This window comes from Bradyrhizobium sp. UFLA05-125 (assembly GCF_059803515.1).
On sequence record NZ_JBANBJ010000005.1, the window covers coordinates 26106 to 40346 of the forward strand.

Here is a 14241-nt window from a genome sequence, read left to right on the forward strand (position 1 = left end):
CAAAAACGAAAAAGGACCGGACGACGGCGTCGTCCGGTCCTTCCGATTTCACGCGTTGGAACTAGTAGCGATCCTCGCCGACCCCCACGCTGACGCCGGGCGCGTGAATGTCGACGCCGGCGCGCGGTCTATCGTAGTCGCGATAGGTGCGGCGCTCATAGTAGCGGTCGCGCGGCATATAGTTGTAGGAATCGCGATCGCGGATGATCACCCGCGCGCCGTTGTGGGTACGATAGCAGCGACCGGTGTCGTCACAGACGAGGCGCACCTGCTGCACGAGATCGGGATTGGTGTATTCGCTGGTCGTGTAGATGTCGGCAGCCTTCGCGGCTCCCGTCGCGGCCAGTGCGCCGACGCTTGCCAGCAGCGCAATCATCGTTGTCCTCATCAGTCCTCTCCGTGGCAACTGCCCTCGGGGTGACAAGAATGGGCGCACGCATTCGTTCCGGGCGCTTTTGCGGGTTTTTCCCTCACATGACCGGTGTTCCGGGGAACATGATGACATTGCGCGGTAAACGATGGTGTTCCCTAGATCGGCTCGTAGGTTTCGGATCCGCAGATGTCGTCGGCCTCGGCGCGCCGCCGGTCGACGACCTTCCCGCCGCTGATGGTCACGACGTAGGTCTGGGTACCAAGCCCGGTGCCGGTCGCCGATGTGAGCTGCGCCCGGACGCAGGACGTCCAGCCCAGCCCGCGGACCTCGTGATGGGGCGGGGCGACCTGCACCTCGCGCGGATATGACGCCGCCATGAAGACGACGTCGAGCTGCTCACGAACGATTTTCTTGACGTCGGGTGGCGGTTCGGGAGGTGGCTGCTCGGCGTCCTTCATGCGCATGAATTCGGGCACCGGCGCGCGGCTGTCGGCAAAGCCGCACGCGCCGACCGCCAGCGCGGCGGCGAGCAGTGCCGCTTGAGCAACAATCCGTAACATCCGCGAAGATCCCCTGCGTCCCGACAGATGGGTACGAAGACGGCCGATCGAAGTCCCCCTCAATCAAAAATTGCTGAGCGGGACCGAAGGGTCGCGGGGATTTGCCAATAGGCCAATGCAGGTTAGGCTGAAACGCCAGGTGGGAGGGATTGACGCATGAGATTTTTTGTCGTCGCGGTGACCGTGCTCGCATTCGTTGCCGCGCCTGCGCAGGCCCAGATGGGCGGCCGGCGCCACGGCAATGATGGCGCCAAGACCGACAAGAAGGCTCCCGAGGTCGACGAGAAGGCCTACAAGGCAGCCCTCGAGCGCATTCCCGATCCCAAGGAGAAGTACGACCCGTGGGGCGGGGCGCGCCAGACCGAGCCTGCCAAGAAGCCGAAATAGCGCCGGGCGAGCCCCATGATCCGCCTGCGTCATCTGGTCGGCCTCTTCGCTGTCCTGATGCTTGGGCTGGGTCCGGCCTCCGGCTGGGAGTTTTGGGGCGGCGATGCCGGCGGTCAAAGATACTCCGCACTGAAGCAGATCACGCCCGACAATGTCGGCAATCTCGTTCGCGCCTTCGAATATCACACCGGCGATCTCGTGGCGCGTCCGAGCGAGGTGATGAAGAGAACGAAGTTCGAGGCGACGCCGTTGTTCGTCGAGGACAGCCTGATCTTCTGCTCGCCCTTCAACGAGGTGATCGCGCTCGATCCCGGCACAGGCGCCGAGAAGTGGCGCTATGATCCGAAGATCAGGACCGATTATCGTCCCGCAAACCGCTTCGTCTGTCGCGGTGTCACCTATTGGGTCGATGATCAGGCGCCCTCGAATGCTGCGTGCCGCGCCCGCATCTTCATGGGCACCAACGATGTCCGACTGATCGCGCTCGATGCGAAGACCGGAATTCCCTGTGCCGGTTTTGGCGACAAGGGCGAGGTCAGGATCGACGTCGGCATGAAGCTGGAATGGCCCGGCGAATTCCAGATCACCTCGCCGCCTGCGGTCGGGCGCGGCGTCGTCGTGGTTGGCTCTGCGATCGGCGACAACCGGCGCGTCAACGCGCCGGCGGGTACGGTGCGCGCGTTCGACGCGCGCAGCGGCCAGCCGCGCTGGAGCTTTGAGCCTCTGAAGCACGACGGCATCGAAGCCGGCCACGCCAACGTCTGGGCGCCGATGTCGGTGGACGAGGCGCGCGGACTGGTGTTCCTGCCGACCACCTCGCCGTCGCCGGATTTCTGGGGCGGCAAGCGGCCCGGCAACAATGAGCACGCCAATTCGGTGGTTGCCCTGCGCATCGAGACCGGCGAACTCGCATGGTCGTTCCAGGCCGTGCATCACGATCTCTGGGATTACGATCTGCCGGCGCAGCCGACGCTCGCGCGCATCGACACCGGCGCGGGGCAGCGCGACGTCGTGATCCAACCGACCAAGCACGGCTTCGTGTTCGTGCTTGACCGCGACAGCGGCAAGCCGGTGTGGCCGGTCGAGGAGCGCAGCGTTCCGCAAAGCGCGGCTGAGGGCGAAAAGCTGTCGCCGACGCAGCCGTTCCCGACCCATGTGCCGGCGCTGACGCAGCAGACCATTTCGGCGGACGATACCTTCTCGCTGATTCCCGGCATGGGCTCCGCCTGCAAAGAGCAGTTCGCGGCGGCACGCAACGAGGGCCTGTTCACGCCGCCCTCGACACAGGGCACGCTGGAGTTTCCGTTCACCGGCGGCGGCGTGAACTGGGGCAGCGCGGCGTTCGATCCCGTCAACCAGATCCTCTATGCCAACACCAGCCGGGTTGCGCATCTCATCAAGCTGATCCCGCGTGCGGACGCAGCCGGCTTCAATCCGCCGCCTGGCCATGATTTCGGTCAGCAGCAGGGCGCGCCGTTCGCGATGTCGCGTTCGGTGGTGATGTCGCCAATGGGGCTGATCTGCGTCAAACCGCCATGGGGCGAGATGGTCGCGGTCGACCTCAAGGCCGGCAAGATCCTCTGGCGCTCCACGGTCGGCACCACCGAGGATCTCGCGCCGCTCGGCCTGCCGTTTGCGTGGGGCACGCCGCTCGTCAACGGCGTCGCGATCACGGCGGGCGGTCTCGTCTTCACCGGTGCGATGGACGCCTACTTGCGCGCCTTCGATGCGAAAAGCGGACGCGAGTTGTGGCAGGGCCGGCTGCCCGTGCCCGGCGTTGCCAATCCCATGACCTATCTCTGGAAGGGCGAGCAATATGTCGCGATCGGCGCCGGCGGCCATTCGGAAGGCGGCACGTCGATCGGCGACAGCGTGGTCGCGTTCCGCCTGGCGCGGGAAGGGGAGTCGCCCTCGCTGATGTCGCGCACGCTCGATCGTCCCGGCGGCCGGTTCTGGGCCGCGCTCGTCGTGCTGATGCTCGTGGTGATCGCACTCGTCATCGCTGGCTTTCGCTGGCGCATGAGTCGCCGCAGGGCCGTCTAACCCCAGGCGCGAAAGACGCGTTTTGCGAACCGCGGTTCACAGCCTCGCGCGTTAGTGTTCGAAGGCGAGACCGAGGCGTTTGTCGTTGCGCCACACGGTGCGGCACTTGTGCACGAAGTGATCGCTGGAGATCGACAGAGTAAACGATGGCGGCAGCAAAACGCCGCCGTCGAGGTCGATTGCAGCGCCTCCGCTCGACAAATTCCGCACCGTGCACGCAACGCCGCGGCTTTCAAAGGTGATCGTCGCACCCTTGAAAACCCGATGTCGCTGCGCTGCACGCTTCTCAATCATGTCCGTTATTCCAAACTGAAAGAGCATAAATTACGGCACAGAAATTACATCGAACTAAATTCAATGTACGTCGTGCTTGCCGTGCGCTTAATACTTCGTTTACGACAATGCGCGGCGGGCGCGTGCGTTGCGCACGCGCTTCCCACGGCCTCGCAAAGAGGCTGATCAATTGTGGCGTCCCCGCCAATGGAGATATTGATGAAGACCACGATTTCGATTTTGTTCGCTGCCGCCGTCACGCTGTCGTCGGCTCCCGTCAACGCCACCAAGCTCGATCTATCGACCATGAGCTGCAAGCAGTTCCTCGAGAGCGGCGACGACACCATCAAGCTGGTGCTGACCTGGATGGACGGCTGGTACAAGGGTGACGAGGACAACGCGATCATCGACACCGACGTGTTCGTCGACAATGCCAAGAAGTTCGGCACCTATTGCGGCAACAACCCGACGGTCAGCATCGTCACCGCAGCCGACGAAGTGCTGGGCAAGTAAATTAACCCGGCAGCATCGCAAAGGCGCTCGAGACCATCGCCACCGGCTTGTTGTCGGTGGCGGACAACAGCGTGACACGACCGAAGCTCATGGTGCGTCCGAGCCGCACCACCTTCGCATCCGCCAGAACGTCCGACGATGAGACCGCGCGCATGAAGTGCGTGGTCTGGTCGACGGTCGTCATCGGCCGGTAGCCGCGGTTGGCGGCGAGGATCGCGATTACCATTGAGGTGTCGGCGAGCGCCATCAGGGCCTGGCCGCAGACCACGCCGCCGCTGCGGCACAGCCGCTCCGAGAACGCCATGCGCAGCACTGCGCCTGGCTGCCAGTCCGTATCGTTCGGCGGCGGTTCGTGGTCGATGCGCTCGACCGACAGACCCAGGTCCTGAACCCAGGGCGCGAACACGTCGCCCAGCACGCGTCTCGCCTCCTCGATTCCGAATTCGGTCGTTGGCTGCACTGGCATGGATTCCGTTTCCCCCTTGTTGCCCGATGTTTCGGCCATTCTGCCCGGTATGGCACGGCAAAGTCACCTCGTCCCGGGCGCTTCTGCCTTGGCTTGAAAATGCCCGACTTCGCCCCCTATGATGCCGCGCTTGGGAACAGGGTGGACGATGTTGCGGCGATTTGTCTTGGTGTTTTGCTTGGGCCTGGTCGGCCTGGCGCTGGGCGGGTGCACCAAATGCGGCCCGATCTGGGACGACTGGCTGCAATCGCCAAAATCCTGCAAATCGGACCGCTTCTAGCGGGTCGCGCGGGCATGCTGCGTTACGGCTGACGACGCGCCGGTTCGATGTCGATGATCAATGGAGTGACGTGATGAAGGTTTTCCGTATGGCGGCGCTGCTGGCTGTGCTCGCCGGCCCGGCCTACGCGCAAAATGCGATGCCTCACATCAATATGATGCAGGATGGACCGGGCAAGACAGACGATGAGAAAGCGGCCGATGCCGAGCGCGACCAGCGTTACAAGGAGACGCTGAAGAAGATCCCGGACTCCAAGGCCGCGAACGATCCCTGGGGCGGGATGCGCGCCGATGCCCCTAAGGCCGCCGCCGCGCCAAAGACCTCTGCTGCGGCCAAGAAGACCAAGACCGCTCCGACTGCCAACTGACCGCCCCGGTCGGCCGGACTCCTCTTCGTTCCCCGATCTCCTATATTCGAGGGGGGCGTAGGGCTGAAGGAGTAGCGGCATGGTGTTTCGTCCGCGGGATCTTGCAGACCGGATGGCGCGCCGGCGCAAGGCGGACGACGGCTATTTGCGCGAGACCTTCACATTGCCGCGCGAGGCGGCGAGGGCGAAGGCTCAGGCCTTCTTCGCTCGCTATCCCAAGGCCGGCTATATGAGCGAGGTCGAAAGCTGGCGCGAACTGCCTGGCGGCGACATCGAATTCACGATGCGCCGCCTGCCGAGCGCGGACTAGGGTCGCTTCGAAGCGATCTTCGGCTTGCAGCAACTTTGAGTCTTTTTCGGAAACCCCATTCAAAGCATTGCGGTTTAGAGTCTCCTTTTCCAGGGGAGAGCGATGGCCCGGCACCGCAAAGATCTCGGCGCACGCAGACATGTGCGGGTCGATCTCTACAGGCCCGGATTTCTGATTCCCGCGCCCGATGCGCCATGGATCGAATGCACGATCGTCGATGTCTCCGACGACGGCGTGTCTCTCGACGTCGGTGCGCTGCCGGTGCCGAAAGTGTTCGGCCTGTCGTTCACGACCGGCGGCGAGGTAATCCGGATCTGCATCCTGACCTGGCGCAATGGCGAGCGCGTCGGGGCGCGCTTCATTCGTGCCAGGGATCTGCGGCGGAAGCGCCAGCGCGAAGCGGCCAGGGAGGCGGCCGGGAAGATGGAGGGCAGGGCGGCCGGACGTGGCTAGGCGCGCGCCAGCTGCGCTCTAATCAAAGGACTCCGCGACGATTCTAATCCGGAAGACGGGTTGCTTGGCCTCGTCCAGAAGCTCCATGTGCCATTCGGAGTTCTCCTGCAATTTGCGGGCGATGCCGGCGGCCATGTCGGCGCAGACATGGGTCATTTCCTTCCAGGCTGCATCGCGGTCGGGAAATTCGCTGGCCTGCTCCGATGAGCCCGAATAGCGCCCGTTCCGGATCCGGAAGAAGTAGAGCGGCATGGCTGGCACCGATCGCGTGATGGCCGAGCCCCCAGGCCATGAGGCGCGCAGTGGAATCCCAAACCGCAGGCAGATCAACTCCGGAACTCTACGGGATTCATGAGCAGCAAAACTGGGTGGCCAATGCGTATTGCTGCGCACCCAACGGGGTACGGCGCTGTCTAGCTGACAATGTCCTCGCGACCGGCTCAAGCCGTCTTGCGATCGATGGCCTTCAGCTCGCGGTCGATACGCAGCTGCACGCGGCGGATGGCAAGCAGATCGATCTTGGTCTCGGTCTTGCCGGTCTTGACCATTTCACCGATGCGGAATTGCCACTGCCAGACGCCTTGTATCGCCGTCTTGGCCACGGTGAACTCAATGCCCCTGTGATTCATGGCCTACCTCCACGATTCACCTACGGTTAACGCAACATGTTGAACGTCCTAATATTCTGCCCCCTATCCGTCGAATTTGCCGCTAAGCCATAGATAATGCAACGAAATCCTTGATCTATACGTGAACGAAACAAACGAAGACGTCATCGAAACAAACGTTCCTGCATTATGGTGCAGCGCAAATTTCGGCTGGGCCGTGGGGAACCAGTCGGCTGACCGCGCATTGGCTCGGCAAGGATTCATCCAGAGCCATTCAGCTCAAACCCGGCGCGTTCGGATTCCATGAAACTGATCGTCGACTTCCTCAAGCGGGTTTGGCAGCGCGCCCGGCCCGAGACAGACGGCTACAACCTGCGCGCAAGCGAGGGCGGCGACCGTTCGAGCATGGCAGATTTCGTCCGCATCCTTCAGATGCACGACCGGGAGGGCGGGCGAAGCAACTATCCGAGCTGACCGGGGCTGCCGCCGGTCGCGGCAGTGGGCAGGAACTTTGTTCATGGCCGGAGAACCACGGGTTCCACCAGCGACATGTCCGCGAACGATAAGCGCCGTGAACGCGATATGCAGCGTGAGTGCGCAGCGCGGTGTGACCGTCTTGCGGGTGAAGACAGAGCTTGCTTGCGAGTGGTGCGCAAGGCGAGCGTGATCATCTTCTGGCGCTTCGCGGGACTGTCGAAACGATCGCTACAGTCATTTCGGATTCGGCGCAGTCCAGTCCGACACCCCAATATCATCGCGTTAGGATTGTGGGACAGCGAACAAAAAAGCCCCGCCAGGGGAGAGCCGGGCGGGGCAGAAGGTTATTGGAGGCTGAGGTGCTGGGCTGCAACACCGTAGCCACGCCAAGTTACCCCCTGCAGCTTACAGGGAGCTTACATGCGCAAGCGGGCGATCGGCTGTTCAAGGTCGGGTTGCGAATAGGTCGCTTTGCCATCTCAAGCACGAATCCCGTCCCAATTCCGACACCCACTCGCAGAAATTACGACACAGCGATTGGGGAGACTCAGGGTGTTCGGCGACGCCATGGGGGAACGTGGCCCGCCGATCAGGGGTGGCATATGGATAACGTAGAGCGATCATTCGCCGCTGCGACGGCGATGGGTTTTGTTGTGCTGGTCGTGGGGCTCATTCTGTTGGCCGTGCTGTAGGCCGGCATGCGCGGAGAGTAGAGGCCGCCAGGCGGGGTGGCCTTGCTCGCTTCATGGCCCAAGACGCTTCATGGCCCAAGACGCTTCATGGCCCAAGACGCTTCATGGCCCAAGACTGTGGACGGCGGCGATGAGAACGGCCGCAACGACCGTGAGCGATACTGCAACGGCCATGCCCTTTGCTAGCTCGTTCAGTCCCGACCTTGGGAGCACGAGGCGACTAGCCGGGATCGAAAGTCCGGCAGCGGCAATCTTGAAGACAAGCGAAGGCATCTTTTCCACCGCTCGCCGGTCGGCGTCCGCCGGTGATAAACGGTTTAAGGAGTTGTCGAAATCAACTCGGTGTCACCGGGGGGCACGGTACGGCCCGGCTACTTTGCATGGGGTTGTTTTACGGATCTTGGCGAGATCCCTGTCATGAAATGAAAGAGGCCGCCAACCGAGGCGGCCTCAACTTGGAATTTAAACGGCCCCAATGGGGGGCCGCCAACCCGCTTGATGGGGTTTTCCTCCAGCAGTCGGGGGGGCACCTTTCGGCTGGGGGCCCCAAACCGACGCGCCGCCACGCAGATTGTTCCCAAAACCAATAGGCTTACCCCATTCGGGCTAGGCGGGGAGCGCCTGGATCATCAGAGACAGGAACAGAACTGGCCGATGCTGGCAATCGGGAACAGCGGTCATGAACAGAGCTTGGCTCGTTAATAACGAATTCGGACACTCAGAACTGCGAGTTTCGCCGGCGGAGCACCGACGTTCGCAGAGTGTTCTCTGGGACCTAGATATACCCACAACCGCCTAGTCTGTTTGAGGCATGAACAGAGCTGGGCGACCTTGCGGCGGTCGCGAACAAATTAGGACAACGCGAAATTCAGCTTAGGACACTAGGGGTTAAAATACGAACGGCAGTCTGGAGCGCAAAAGAACATATTGCGAACCCGGAACAAACAGTGTACGTTGCTTTTTATCGCCGGCCCGCTTCGCCAACCGTTTGTCCCTCTCGCGAATCCCCGTCATAAGGAGCACGACCAGATGTCCGCCACTGCACTGCGAATCGTCGAAGGATCTTCCATGGACAAGAGTAAAGCCCTGGCTGCCGCGCTCTCTCAGATCGAGCGCCAGTTCGGCAAGGGTTCGGTGATGAAGCTCGGCAAGAGCGACCGTTCGATGGACATCGAGGCGGTGTCTTCCGGCTCGCTCGGGCTCGATATCGCGCTCGGCATCGGTGGCCTGCCCAAGGGGCGCATCGTCGAGATCTACGGGCCGGAATCCTCGGGCAAGACCACGCTGGCGCTGCACACGGTGGCGGAAGCGCAGAAGAAGGGCGGCATCTGCGCCTTCATCGATGCGGAGCACGCGCTCGATCCGGTCTATGCGCGCAAGCTGGGGGTCAACATCGACGACCTCCTGATTTCGCAGCCGGACACCGGCGAGCAGGCGCTGGAGATCTGCGATACGCTGGTGCGTTCGGGCGCTGTGGACGTGATGGTGATCGATTCGGTCGCGGCGCTCGTGCCGAAGGCCGAGCTCGAAGGCGAGATGGGGGAATCGCTGCCAGGTCTCCAGGCGCGGTTGATGAGCCAGGCGCTGCGCAAGCTGACGGCCTCCATCAACAAGTCCAACACGATGGTGATCTTCATCAACCAGATTCGCATGAAGATCGGCGTGATGTACGGCTCGCCGGAAACCACGACCGGCGGCAACGCGCTGAAGTTCTACGCTTCGGTCCGCCTCGACATCCGCCGCATCGGCGCGATCAAGGAGCGTGACGAGGTCGTCGGCAATACCACGCGCGTGAAGGTGGTGAAGAACAAGCTGGCACCGCCCTTCAAGCAGGTCGAATTCGACATCATGTACGGCGAGGGCGTGTCGAAGATGGGCGAGATCCTCGATCTCGGCGTCAAGGCCGGCATCGTCGAAAAGTCCGGCGCCTGGTTCTCCTATGACAGCCAGCGCCTCGGCCAGGGCCGCGAGAACTCCAAGGCGTTCCTGAAGGCTAACCCCGATGTCACCGCCAAGATCGAAACCGCGATCCGTCAGAATTCTGGCTTGATCGCCGAGCAGATTTTGGCCGGCAATTCCGAGCGCGACGCCGACGGCGAGGAGCCGACGGAGGAGTAGGGGCTTAACACCAGTCGAGTTTCGCGAGGAGCGGGCGCTGAGGACGTTGAGTTGCCGACGTCTTCGGCGCCCGTTTCGTTTTGCGTGGGGAGTTGGGGGCATGAAGCGTCTGATCCTGACGAGTTCGTCCGGCTTTGCGCTCGCAAAATCGGCGCTGGCCGAAATCGTCGTGATGTTCTCTTTTCGCTTCCAGCGGGGACCCGTGCCTCCACCTGAAATGCTTGTTGCTTATTTTGCGGCGCGCGTTCGGGGACACTTCCACCGGGTGATCATTGGTCGGATTGGGGGATCCGCTGGCCGCGCGCCATCCGGGACCGCAAAGATCTATCCCTTGTCGATTTTTGCGAACCGTACGACGTGATCGAACTCTGGTTCGATCCCAGTCCCGAGGATCAATTGCAGCTGATTTGGCTGCTCGATCACCTCAGCTCCCATTCCGGGCCGGAATCCAATTTTGAGAGGCGACCGTGTCACATTTGATTTTGGCCACGAACGATCTCGCGGCAAATACGCTTCGCCAGTCAGGTGCCGCGAACATCGCACTCGGGTTCTATCTACGCTTCGTTTCGGGGAAGTTGCCCTCTGCGGAGCAACTTTTGATGGGGCTGGAGCGGCGATCCGCAAAGCACTGCAATCCTGGCGATCATTGGCTCGATGCCGTTTGTCGCAGCTCGCTGGATGGTTTCGGCACGCGCGATATCGGTTTCTTCGAGTTATGTGCGAAGTTCGATTCGATTGAATTGTGGGTCGATCCTCGGCCCAATGATCAACTCGTGGTGGTCTGGCTGCTCGACCTGTCCACACAAGGAGATCACGACGAAGTTGAGCCTGGTGTACACCGATGACGCCGTTGCACGGTATCACCCGCAATCTGTGGCGAAATGGAAGTTGCCGGTGTTCAAGGTGACGGAGAGTCACCTGACACTGGCCAGCCGCGCCTGGCATGCCTGGCGCGCGCCGACGCCCGAACGCTGCTTCGCTCTGCTCGTGAAGGATCTGACTATCCTTCCTCGACTGCGGTCGGCCCTTATCACCATGCTCGAAGAATTGCCCGATTTAGAAACGGGTCTCGGCGAAAAGGAGATGGGAATGCTGGGCTGGATCGAAGACGAAGGTACCGAGCCGCGAGAAGTGCTCAGTGCGGCCGAGTTCCGCTACGTGTACGACGAGCAGGAAGCCGGTCAACTGCTCCATGCACTGGCGCAGTGCAAGGTCCCCGCAATCATTGAACTTGGCCAGGCGCCGTCCGACGCGAGCGAGGAGCCTCGCCCCTTTCAATACCGAGGGGGCCGGTTGGCCGTTACCGAACTCGGGCGGGCCATTATGAAAGGCGAGGACGACTTCTCCCGCCACAACACGATCAAGCGTTGGTGGGGCGGTACTGAACTGACCAGCGAACGGCTCTGGCGCTGGGATCCGAAAAGCCGTTCGCTGGTGGCGCCCTAGAGCCTCACTCCGCCGCCTGCGCGTAATCGCTCACCGGCGGGCACGAGCAAACGAGGTTGCGGTCGCCATAGACGTTGTCAACGCGGCCCACCGGGCACCAGTATTTGTCGGTGCGTGAGACGCCGTTGGGGAAGCAGCCCTCAGTGCGGGTATAGGCACGCTTCCAATCGTCGTCGGCGATATCGTGCACGGTGTGCGGGGCGTTGCGCAGCGGTGACGCTTCGATCTTGAAGCGGCCGGCCTCGACCTCGGCGACTTCTTTCCGGATCGTGATCATGGCGTCGCAGAAGCGGTCGAGCTCCGCTTTCGATTCCGACTCGGTCGGTTCGATCATCAGCGTGCCCGGGACCGGGAAGCTCATGGTAGGAGCATGGAAGCCGTAGTCGATCAGCCGCTTGGCGATGTCGTCGACCGTGACGCCGCTGGTCGCCTTCAGCGGGCGCGGATCGATGATGCATTCGTGCGCGACCCGGCCCTTTGCGTTCTTGTAGAGCACCGTGAAATGCGCGTCCAAACGCGCCGCGACATAGTTGGCGTTGAGGATCGCGATCTCGGTCGCACGCTTCAAGCCTTCGCCGCCCATCATCAGGATGTAGATGTAGGAGATGGTCAGGATCGAAGCCGAGCCGAACGGCGCGGCCGAGACCGGGCCGACCGTCGCATTCGGATTGGTTGAGGGATGTCCAGGCAGGAATGGCGCAAGATGCGCCTTCACGCCGATCGGGCCCATGCCCGGGCCGCCGCCGCCATGCGGGATGCAGAAAGTCTTGTGCAAATTGAGATGGCTGACATCGGCGCCATAGTCACCGGGCCGCGACAGGCCGACCTGCGCATTCAAATTGGCGCCGTCGAGATAGACCTGGCCGCCGTGGCCATGCACGATGTCGCAGATCTCGCGGATATGCTCCTCGAACACGCCATGGGTCGAGGGATAGGTGATCATCACAGCGGCGAGATCGTTCGAGTGCTTCTCGGCCTTGGCGCGAAGATCATTGACGTCGACGTCGCCGTTCTTCTCGCAGGCGACGACGACCACTTCCATGCCGACCATCGCGGCCGAAGCCGGATTGGTGCCGTGCGCGGAGGAGGGGATCAGGCAGACCTTGCGGTGGCTTTCGCCACGTGCAGCGTGATAACCCCGGATCGCGAGCAGCCCGGCATATTCGCCCTGCGCGCCGGAGTTCGGCTGGAGCGAGATCGCGTCATAGCCTGTGATGTCGCACAGCCATTTTTCCAGCCGCGCGAACAGCGCGTGATAGCCTTTTGCCTGCTCGTTTGGCGCGAACGGATGCAGGCTGGAAAACTCCGGCCAGGTCAACGGCATCATCTCGGTAGTCGCGTTCAGCTTCATGGTGCAGGACCCCAGCGGGATCATGGCGCGGTCGAGCGCGAGGTCGCGGTCCGAAAGCTTGCGCATGTAGCGCAGCATCTCGGTCTCCGAACGGTGCACGTGGAACACCGGATGGGTGAGGAAGGGCGTCGTCCGCCTCAACGCGTCAGGAAGCGCCTCGCGCGTCGTCGCGTCGATCTCGGCATAGGAGAGCTTGCCGCCAAACGCGCGCCAGACCGCCTCGATGGTTGCGGGCGTCGTGGTCTCGTCGATCGCGATGCGCAGGGCGCAAATATCGAGGCCGAGATTGATTGTCTCGGCCGTCGCGCGCGCGACGATCTCGTCGCGCTTTGTACCGACGTCCACGCTGACGGTGTCGAAGAAGTTTTCAGACCGTGGCGCGAAGCCGAGCTTGCGCAGGCCTGCGGCCAGCACGGCGGCGCGGCGATGAACAGTGCGTGCGATCTGCGAGAGGCCTTCGGGGCCGTGATAGACGGCGTACATCGAGGCGATCACGGCCAGCAGCACCTGCGCGGTGCAGATGTTGGAGGTCGCCTTCTCGCGGCGGATATGCTGCTCGCGGGTCTGGAGCGCGAGGCGGTAGGCCGGCGCGCCGCGCGAATCCACGGACAGGCCGACGATGCGGCCGGGCAGCGAGCGCTTCAGCGCATCGCGCACCGCCATATAAGCCGCGTGCGGACCGCCATACCCCATCGGCACGCCAAAGCGCTGCGCCGAGCCGATCGCGATATCCGCCCCCAGCTCGCCGGGCGAGGCGAGCAGCGTGAGCGCCAGCAGATCGGCCGCAACGATCGCGAGCGCGCCCTTGGCGCGCAGCGTCGCAATGGCCGGCCGCAGGTCGCGGACCGCACCCGAGCTGCCGGGATACTGCAGCAGCGCGCCAAGCACGTTTGCCTTGTCGAGATCGGTGAGGGGATCGCCGACGATCAGGTTCCAGCCCAGGGGTTCGGCGCGGGTGCGCATCACCGCGAGCGTCTGCGGATGCACGTCCTTGTCGACGAAGAAGGCTTGCGCTTTCACCTGCGAGTGCCGCTCCGCGAGCGCCATGGCTTCCGCCGCAGCCGTTGCCTCATCGAGCAGCGAGGCATTGGCAACGTCGAGCCCGGTGAGATCGCAGATCATGGTCTGGAAGTTGAACAGCGCTTCCAGCCGGCCCTGGCTGATCTCGGGCTGGTAGGGTGTATACGCCGTGTACCAGGCGGGATTTTCCAAAATGTTGCGCTGGATCACCGCCGGCAAAATGGTGCCGGAATAGCCTTGGCCGATCAGCGAGGTGAAGACCTGGTTCTGGGCCGCGAGCTCGCCCATATGCGCGATCGCTTCGGTCTCGCTCAAGGGCCTGCCGAGATCGAGGGGGGCTGCCTGCCGGATCGAGGCCGGCAGCGTCTCCGCCATCAGCGCGTCCACGCTTTTCGCGCCGACGGTGTCCAGCATCGCCGCGACATCGCGCGCGGAGGGGCCGATGTGGCGGCGAACGAAAGAAGCGGCGGTGTCGCCGTTGGATTTGCGGTGCGCGGTCATCAT

Annotated in this window: 18 protein-coding genes; 11 read left to right on the forward strand and 7 right to left on the reverse strand. The window is 62.8% G+C overall.

Going from position 1 to position 14241, the window contains the following annotated elements:
- Window positions 1-61 precede the first annotated feature (61 nt).
- On the reverse strand, window positions 62-388 hold the full coding sequence (locus SO156_RS07745; protein ID WP_458151024.1) for a hypothetical protein: 327 nt from the start codon (window positions 386-388) through the stop codon (window positions 62-64).
- Between the two features lie 140 nt (window positions 389-528).
- The gene (locus tag SO156_RS07750) at window positions 529-933 is read right to left on the reverse strand and encodes a hypothetical protein (RefSeq protein ID WP_458151025.1); all 405 of its coding nucleotides are present in this window, start codon (window positions 931-933) and stop codon (window positions 529-531) included.
- Window positions 934-1089: 156 nt separating this feature from the next.
- Here SO156_RS07750 and SO156_RS07755 point away from each other — a divergent pair, with 156 nt between their 5' ends.
- Together SO156_RS07755 and SO156_RS07760 are read left to right on the forward strand one after the other, a co-directional pair.
- On the forward strand, window positions 1090-1320 hold the full coding sequence (locus SO156_RS07755) for a hypothetical protein (protein WP_458151026.1): 231 nt from the start codon (window positions 1090-1092) through the stop codon (window positions 1318-1320).
- A gap of 57 nt (window positions 1321-1377) precedes the next feature.
- A complete protein-coding gene (locus SO156_RS07760; protein ID WP_498534509.1) occupies window positions 1378-3363 on the forward strand; it encodes a pyrroloquinoline quinone-dependent dehydrogenase in 1986 nt (661 codons plus the stop codon).
- A gap of 51 nt (window positions 3364-3414) precedes the next feature.
- On the opposite strand, the gene SO156_RS07765 is transcribed toward SO156_RS07760, so the two are convergent.
- Window positions 3415-3657, reverse strand: coding sequence for a PilZ domain-containing protein (locus SO156_RS07765; RefSeq protein ID WP_458151027.1), 243 nt, complete (start codon window positions 3655-3657; stop codon window positions 3415-3417).
- Window positions 3658-3855: 198 nt separating this feature from the next.
- Between SO156_RS07765 and SO156_RS07770 the strand changes: the two genes are divergently transcribed.
- Window positions 3856-4149, forward strand: a complete 294-nt coding sequence (locus SO156_RS07770) for an HdeA/HdeB family chaperone (RefSeq protein WP_458151028.1) — start codon at window positions 3856-3858, stop codon at window positions 4147-4149.
- 1 nt (window position 4150) lies between these two features.
- Here SO156_RS07770 and SO156_RS07775 read toward each other — a convergent pair whose 3' ends face one another.
- Window positions 4151-4615, reverse strand: a complete 465-nt coding sequence (locus SO156_RS07775; RefSeq protein ID WP_458151029.1) for a PaaI family thioesterase — start codon at window positions 4613-4615, stop codon at window positions 4151-4153.
- A gap of 353 nt (window positions 4616-4968) precedes the next feature.
- Here SO156_RS07775 and SO156_RS07780 point away from each other — a divergent pair, with 353 nt between their 5' ends.
- The 3 genes from SO156_RS07780 (at window position 4969) to SO156_RS07790 (ending at window position 6025) form a co-directional block, all read left to right on the forward strand.
- Window positions 4969-5262, forward strand: coding sequence for a lysozyme inhibitor LprI family protein (locus SO156_RS07780; protein ID WP_498534395.1), 294 nt, complete (start codon window positions 4969-4971; stop codon window positions 5260-5262).
- A 79-nt stretch (window positions 5263-5341) separates the two neighbouring features.
- Window positions 5342-5572, forward strand: a complete 231-nt coding sequence (locus SO156_RS07785; RefSeq protein WP_458151031.1) for a hypothetical protein — start codon at window positions 5342-5344, stop codon at window positions 5570-5572.
- A gap of 102 nt (window positions 5573-5674) precedes the next feature.
- Entirely contained in the window at window positions 5675-6025 is a 351-nt protein-coding gene (locus tag SO156_RS07790) for a hypothetical protein (RefSeq protein ID WP_458151032.1), read from the forward strand.
- A gap of 18 nt (window positions 6026-6043) precedes the next feature.
- Here the strand turns inward: SO156_RS07790 and SO156_RS07795 are convergent, their stop codons facing one another.
- Together SO156_RS07795 and SO156_RS07800 are read right to left on the reverse strand one after the other, a co-directional pair.
- The gene (locus SO156_RS07795; RefSeq protein WP_458151033.1) at window positions 6044-6277 is read right to left on the reverse strand and encodes a DUF6894 family protein; all 234 of its coding nucleotides are present in this window, start codon (window positions 6275-6277) and stop codon (window positions 6044-6046) included.
- A gap of 188 nt (window positions 6278-6465) precedes the next feature.
- Window positions 6466-6654 carry a hypothetical protein gene (locus SO156_RS07800; RefSeq protein WP_458151034.1) on the reverse strand — a complete coding sequence of 63 codons (189 nt, stop codon included), beginning with the start codon at window positions 6652-6654 and terminating at the stop codon, window positions 6466-6468.
- A gap of 282 nt (window positions 6655-6936) precedes the next feature.
- Between SO156_RS07800 and SO156_RS07805 the strand changes: the two genes are divergently transcribed.
- The 5 genes from SO156_RS07805 to SO156_RS07825 all read left to right on the forward strand — a co-directional run bounded on the left by SO156_RS07805 (window position 6937) and on the right by SO156_RS07825 (window position 11366).
- Window positions 6937-7107, forward strand: coding sequence for a hypothetical protein (locus tag SO156_RS07805; protein ID WP_458151035.1), 171 nt, complete (start codon window positions 6937-6939; stop codon window positions 7105-7107).
- Between the two features lie 1724 nt (window positions 7108-8831).
- Entirely contained in the window at window positions 8832-9920 is a 1089-nt protein-coding gene (gene recA / locus SO156_RS07810) for a recombinase RecA (RefSeq protein ID WP_498534396.1), read from the forward strand.
- Window positions 9921-10020: 100 nt separating this feature from the next.
- The gene (locus SO156_RS07815; RefSeq protein ID WP_498534397.1) at window positions 10021-10281 is read left to right on the forward strand and encodes a hypothetical protein; all 261 of its coding nucleotides are present in this window, start codon (window positions 10021-10023) and stop codon (window positions 10279-10281) included.
- Between the two features lie 106 nt (window positions 10282-10387).
- A complete protein-coding gene (locus SO156_RS07820) occupies window positions 10388-10765 on the forward strand; it encodes a hypothetical protein (protein ID WP_498534398.1) in 378 nt (125 codons plus the stop codon).
- Entirely contained in the window at window positions 10743-11366 is a 624-nt protein-coding gene (locus SO156_RS07825; protein ID WP_498534399.1) for a hypothetical protein, read from the forward strand. The genes SO156_RS07820 and SO156_RS07825 overlap by 23 nt, the downstream gene beginning before the upstream one ends.
- 4 nt (window positions 11367-11370) lie before the next feature.
- Here the strand turns inward: SO156_RS07825 and gcvP are convergent, their stop codons facing one another.
- Complete coding sequence (gene gcvP / locus SO156_RS07830) at window positions 11371-14238, reverse strand: aminomethyl-transferring glycine dehydrogenase (protein ID WP_498534510.1); 2868 nt, start codon at window positions 14236-14238, stop codon at window positions 11371-11373.
- Between the last annotated feature and the right edge of the window lie 3 nt (window positions 14239-14241).

Bases quoted from the DNA above. Each gene is read 5' to 3' on its own strand.
- SO156_RS07745 (WP_458151024.1), bottom strand. From the start codon at position 388: ATGAGGACAACGATGATTGCGCTGCTGGCAAGCGTCGGCGCACTGGCC.
- SO156_RS07750 (WP_458151025.1), bottom strand. From the start codon at position 933: ATGTTACGGATTGTTGCTCAAGCGGCACTGCTCGCCGCCGCGCTGGCG.
- SO156_RS07755 (WP_458151026.1), top strand. From the start codon at position 1,090: ATGAGATTTTTTGTCGTCGCGGTGACCGTGCTCGCATTCGTTGCCGCG.
- SO156_RS07760 (WP_498534509.1), top strand. From the start codon at position 1,378: ATGCTTGGGCTGGGTCCGGCCTCCGGCTGGGAGTTTTGGGGCGGCGAT.
- SO156_RS07765 (WP_458151027.1), bottom strand. From the start codon at position 3,657: ATGATTGAGAAGCGTGCAGCGCAGCGACATCGGGTTTTCAAGGGTGCG.
- SO156_RS07770 (WP_458151028.1), top strand. From the start codon at position 3,856: ATGAAGACCACGATTTCGATTTTGTTCGCTGCCGCCGTCACGCTGTCG.
- SO156_RS07775 (WP_458151029.1), bottom strand. From the start codon at position 4,615: ATGCCAGTGCAGCCAACGACCGAATTCGGAATCGAGGAGGCGAGACGC.
- SO156_RS07780 (WP_498534395.1), top strand. From the start codon at position 4,969: ATGAAGGTTTTCCGTATGGCGGCGCTGCTGGCTGTGCTCGCCGGCCCG.
- SO156_RS07785 (WP_458151031.1), top strand. From the start codon at position 5,342: ATGGTGTTTCGTCCGCGGGATCTTGCAGACCGGATGGCGCGCCGGCGC.
- SO156_RS07790 (WP_458151032.1), top strand. From the start codon at position 5,675: ATGGCCCGGCACCGCAAAGATCTCGGCGCACGCAGACATGTGCGGGTC.
- SO156_RS07795 (WP_458151033.1), bottom strand. From the start codon at position 6,277: ATGCCGCTCTACTTCTTCCGGATCCGGAACGGGCGCTATTCGGGCTCA.
- SO156_RS07800 (WP_458151034.1), bottom strand. From the start codon at position 6,654: ATGAATCACAGGGGCATTGAGTTCACCGTGGCCAAGACGGCGATACAA.
- SO156_RS07805 (WP_458151035.1), top strand. From the start codon at position 6,937: ATGAAACTGATCGTCGACTTCCTCAAGCGGGTTTGGCAGCGCGCCCGG.
- recA (WP_498534396.1), top strand. From the start codon at position 8,832: ATGTCCGCCACTGCACTGCGAATCGTCGAAGGATCTTCCATGGACAAG.
- SO156_RS07815 (WP_498534397.1), top strand. From the start codon at position 10,021: ATGAAGCGTCTGATCCTGACGAGTTCGTCCGGCTTTGCGCTCGCAAAA.
- gcvP (WP_498534510.1), bottom strand. From the start codon at position 14,238: ATGACCGCGCACCGCAAATCCAACGGCGACACCGCCGCTTCTTTCGTT.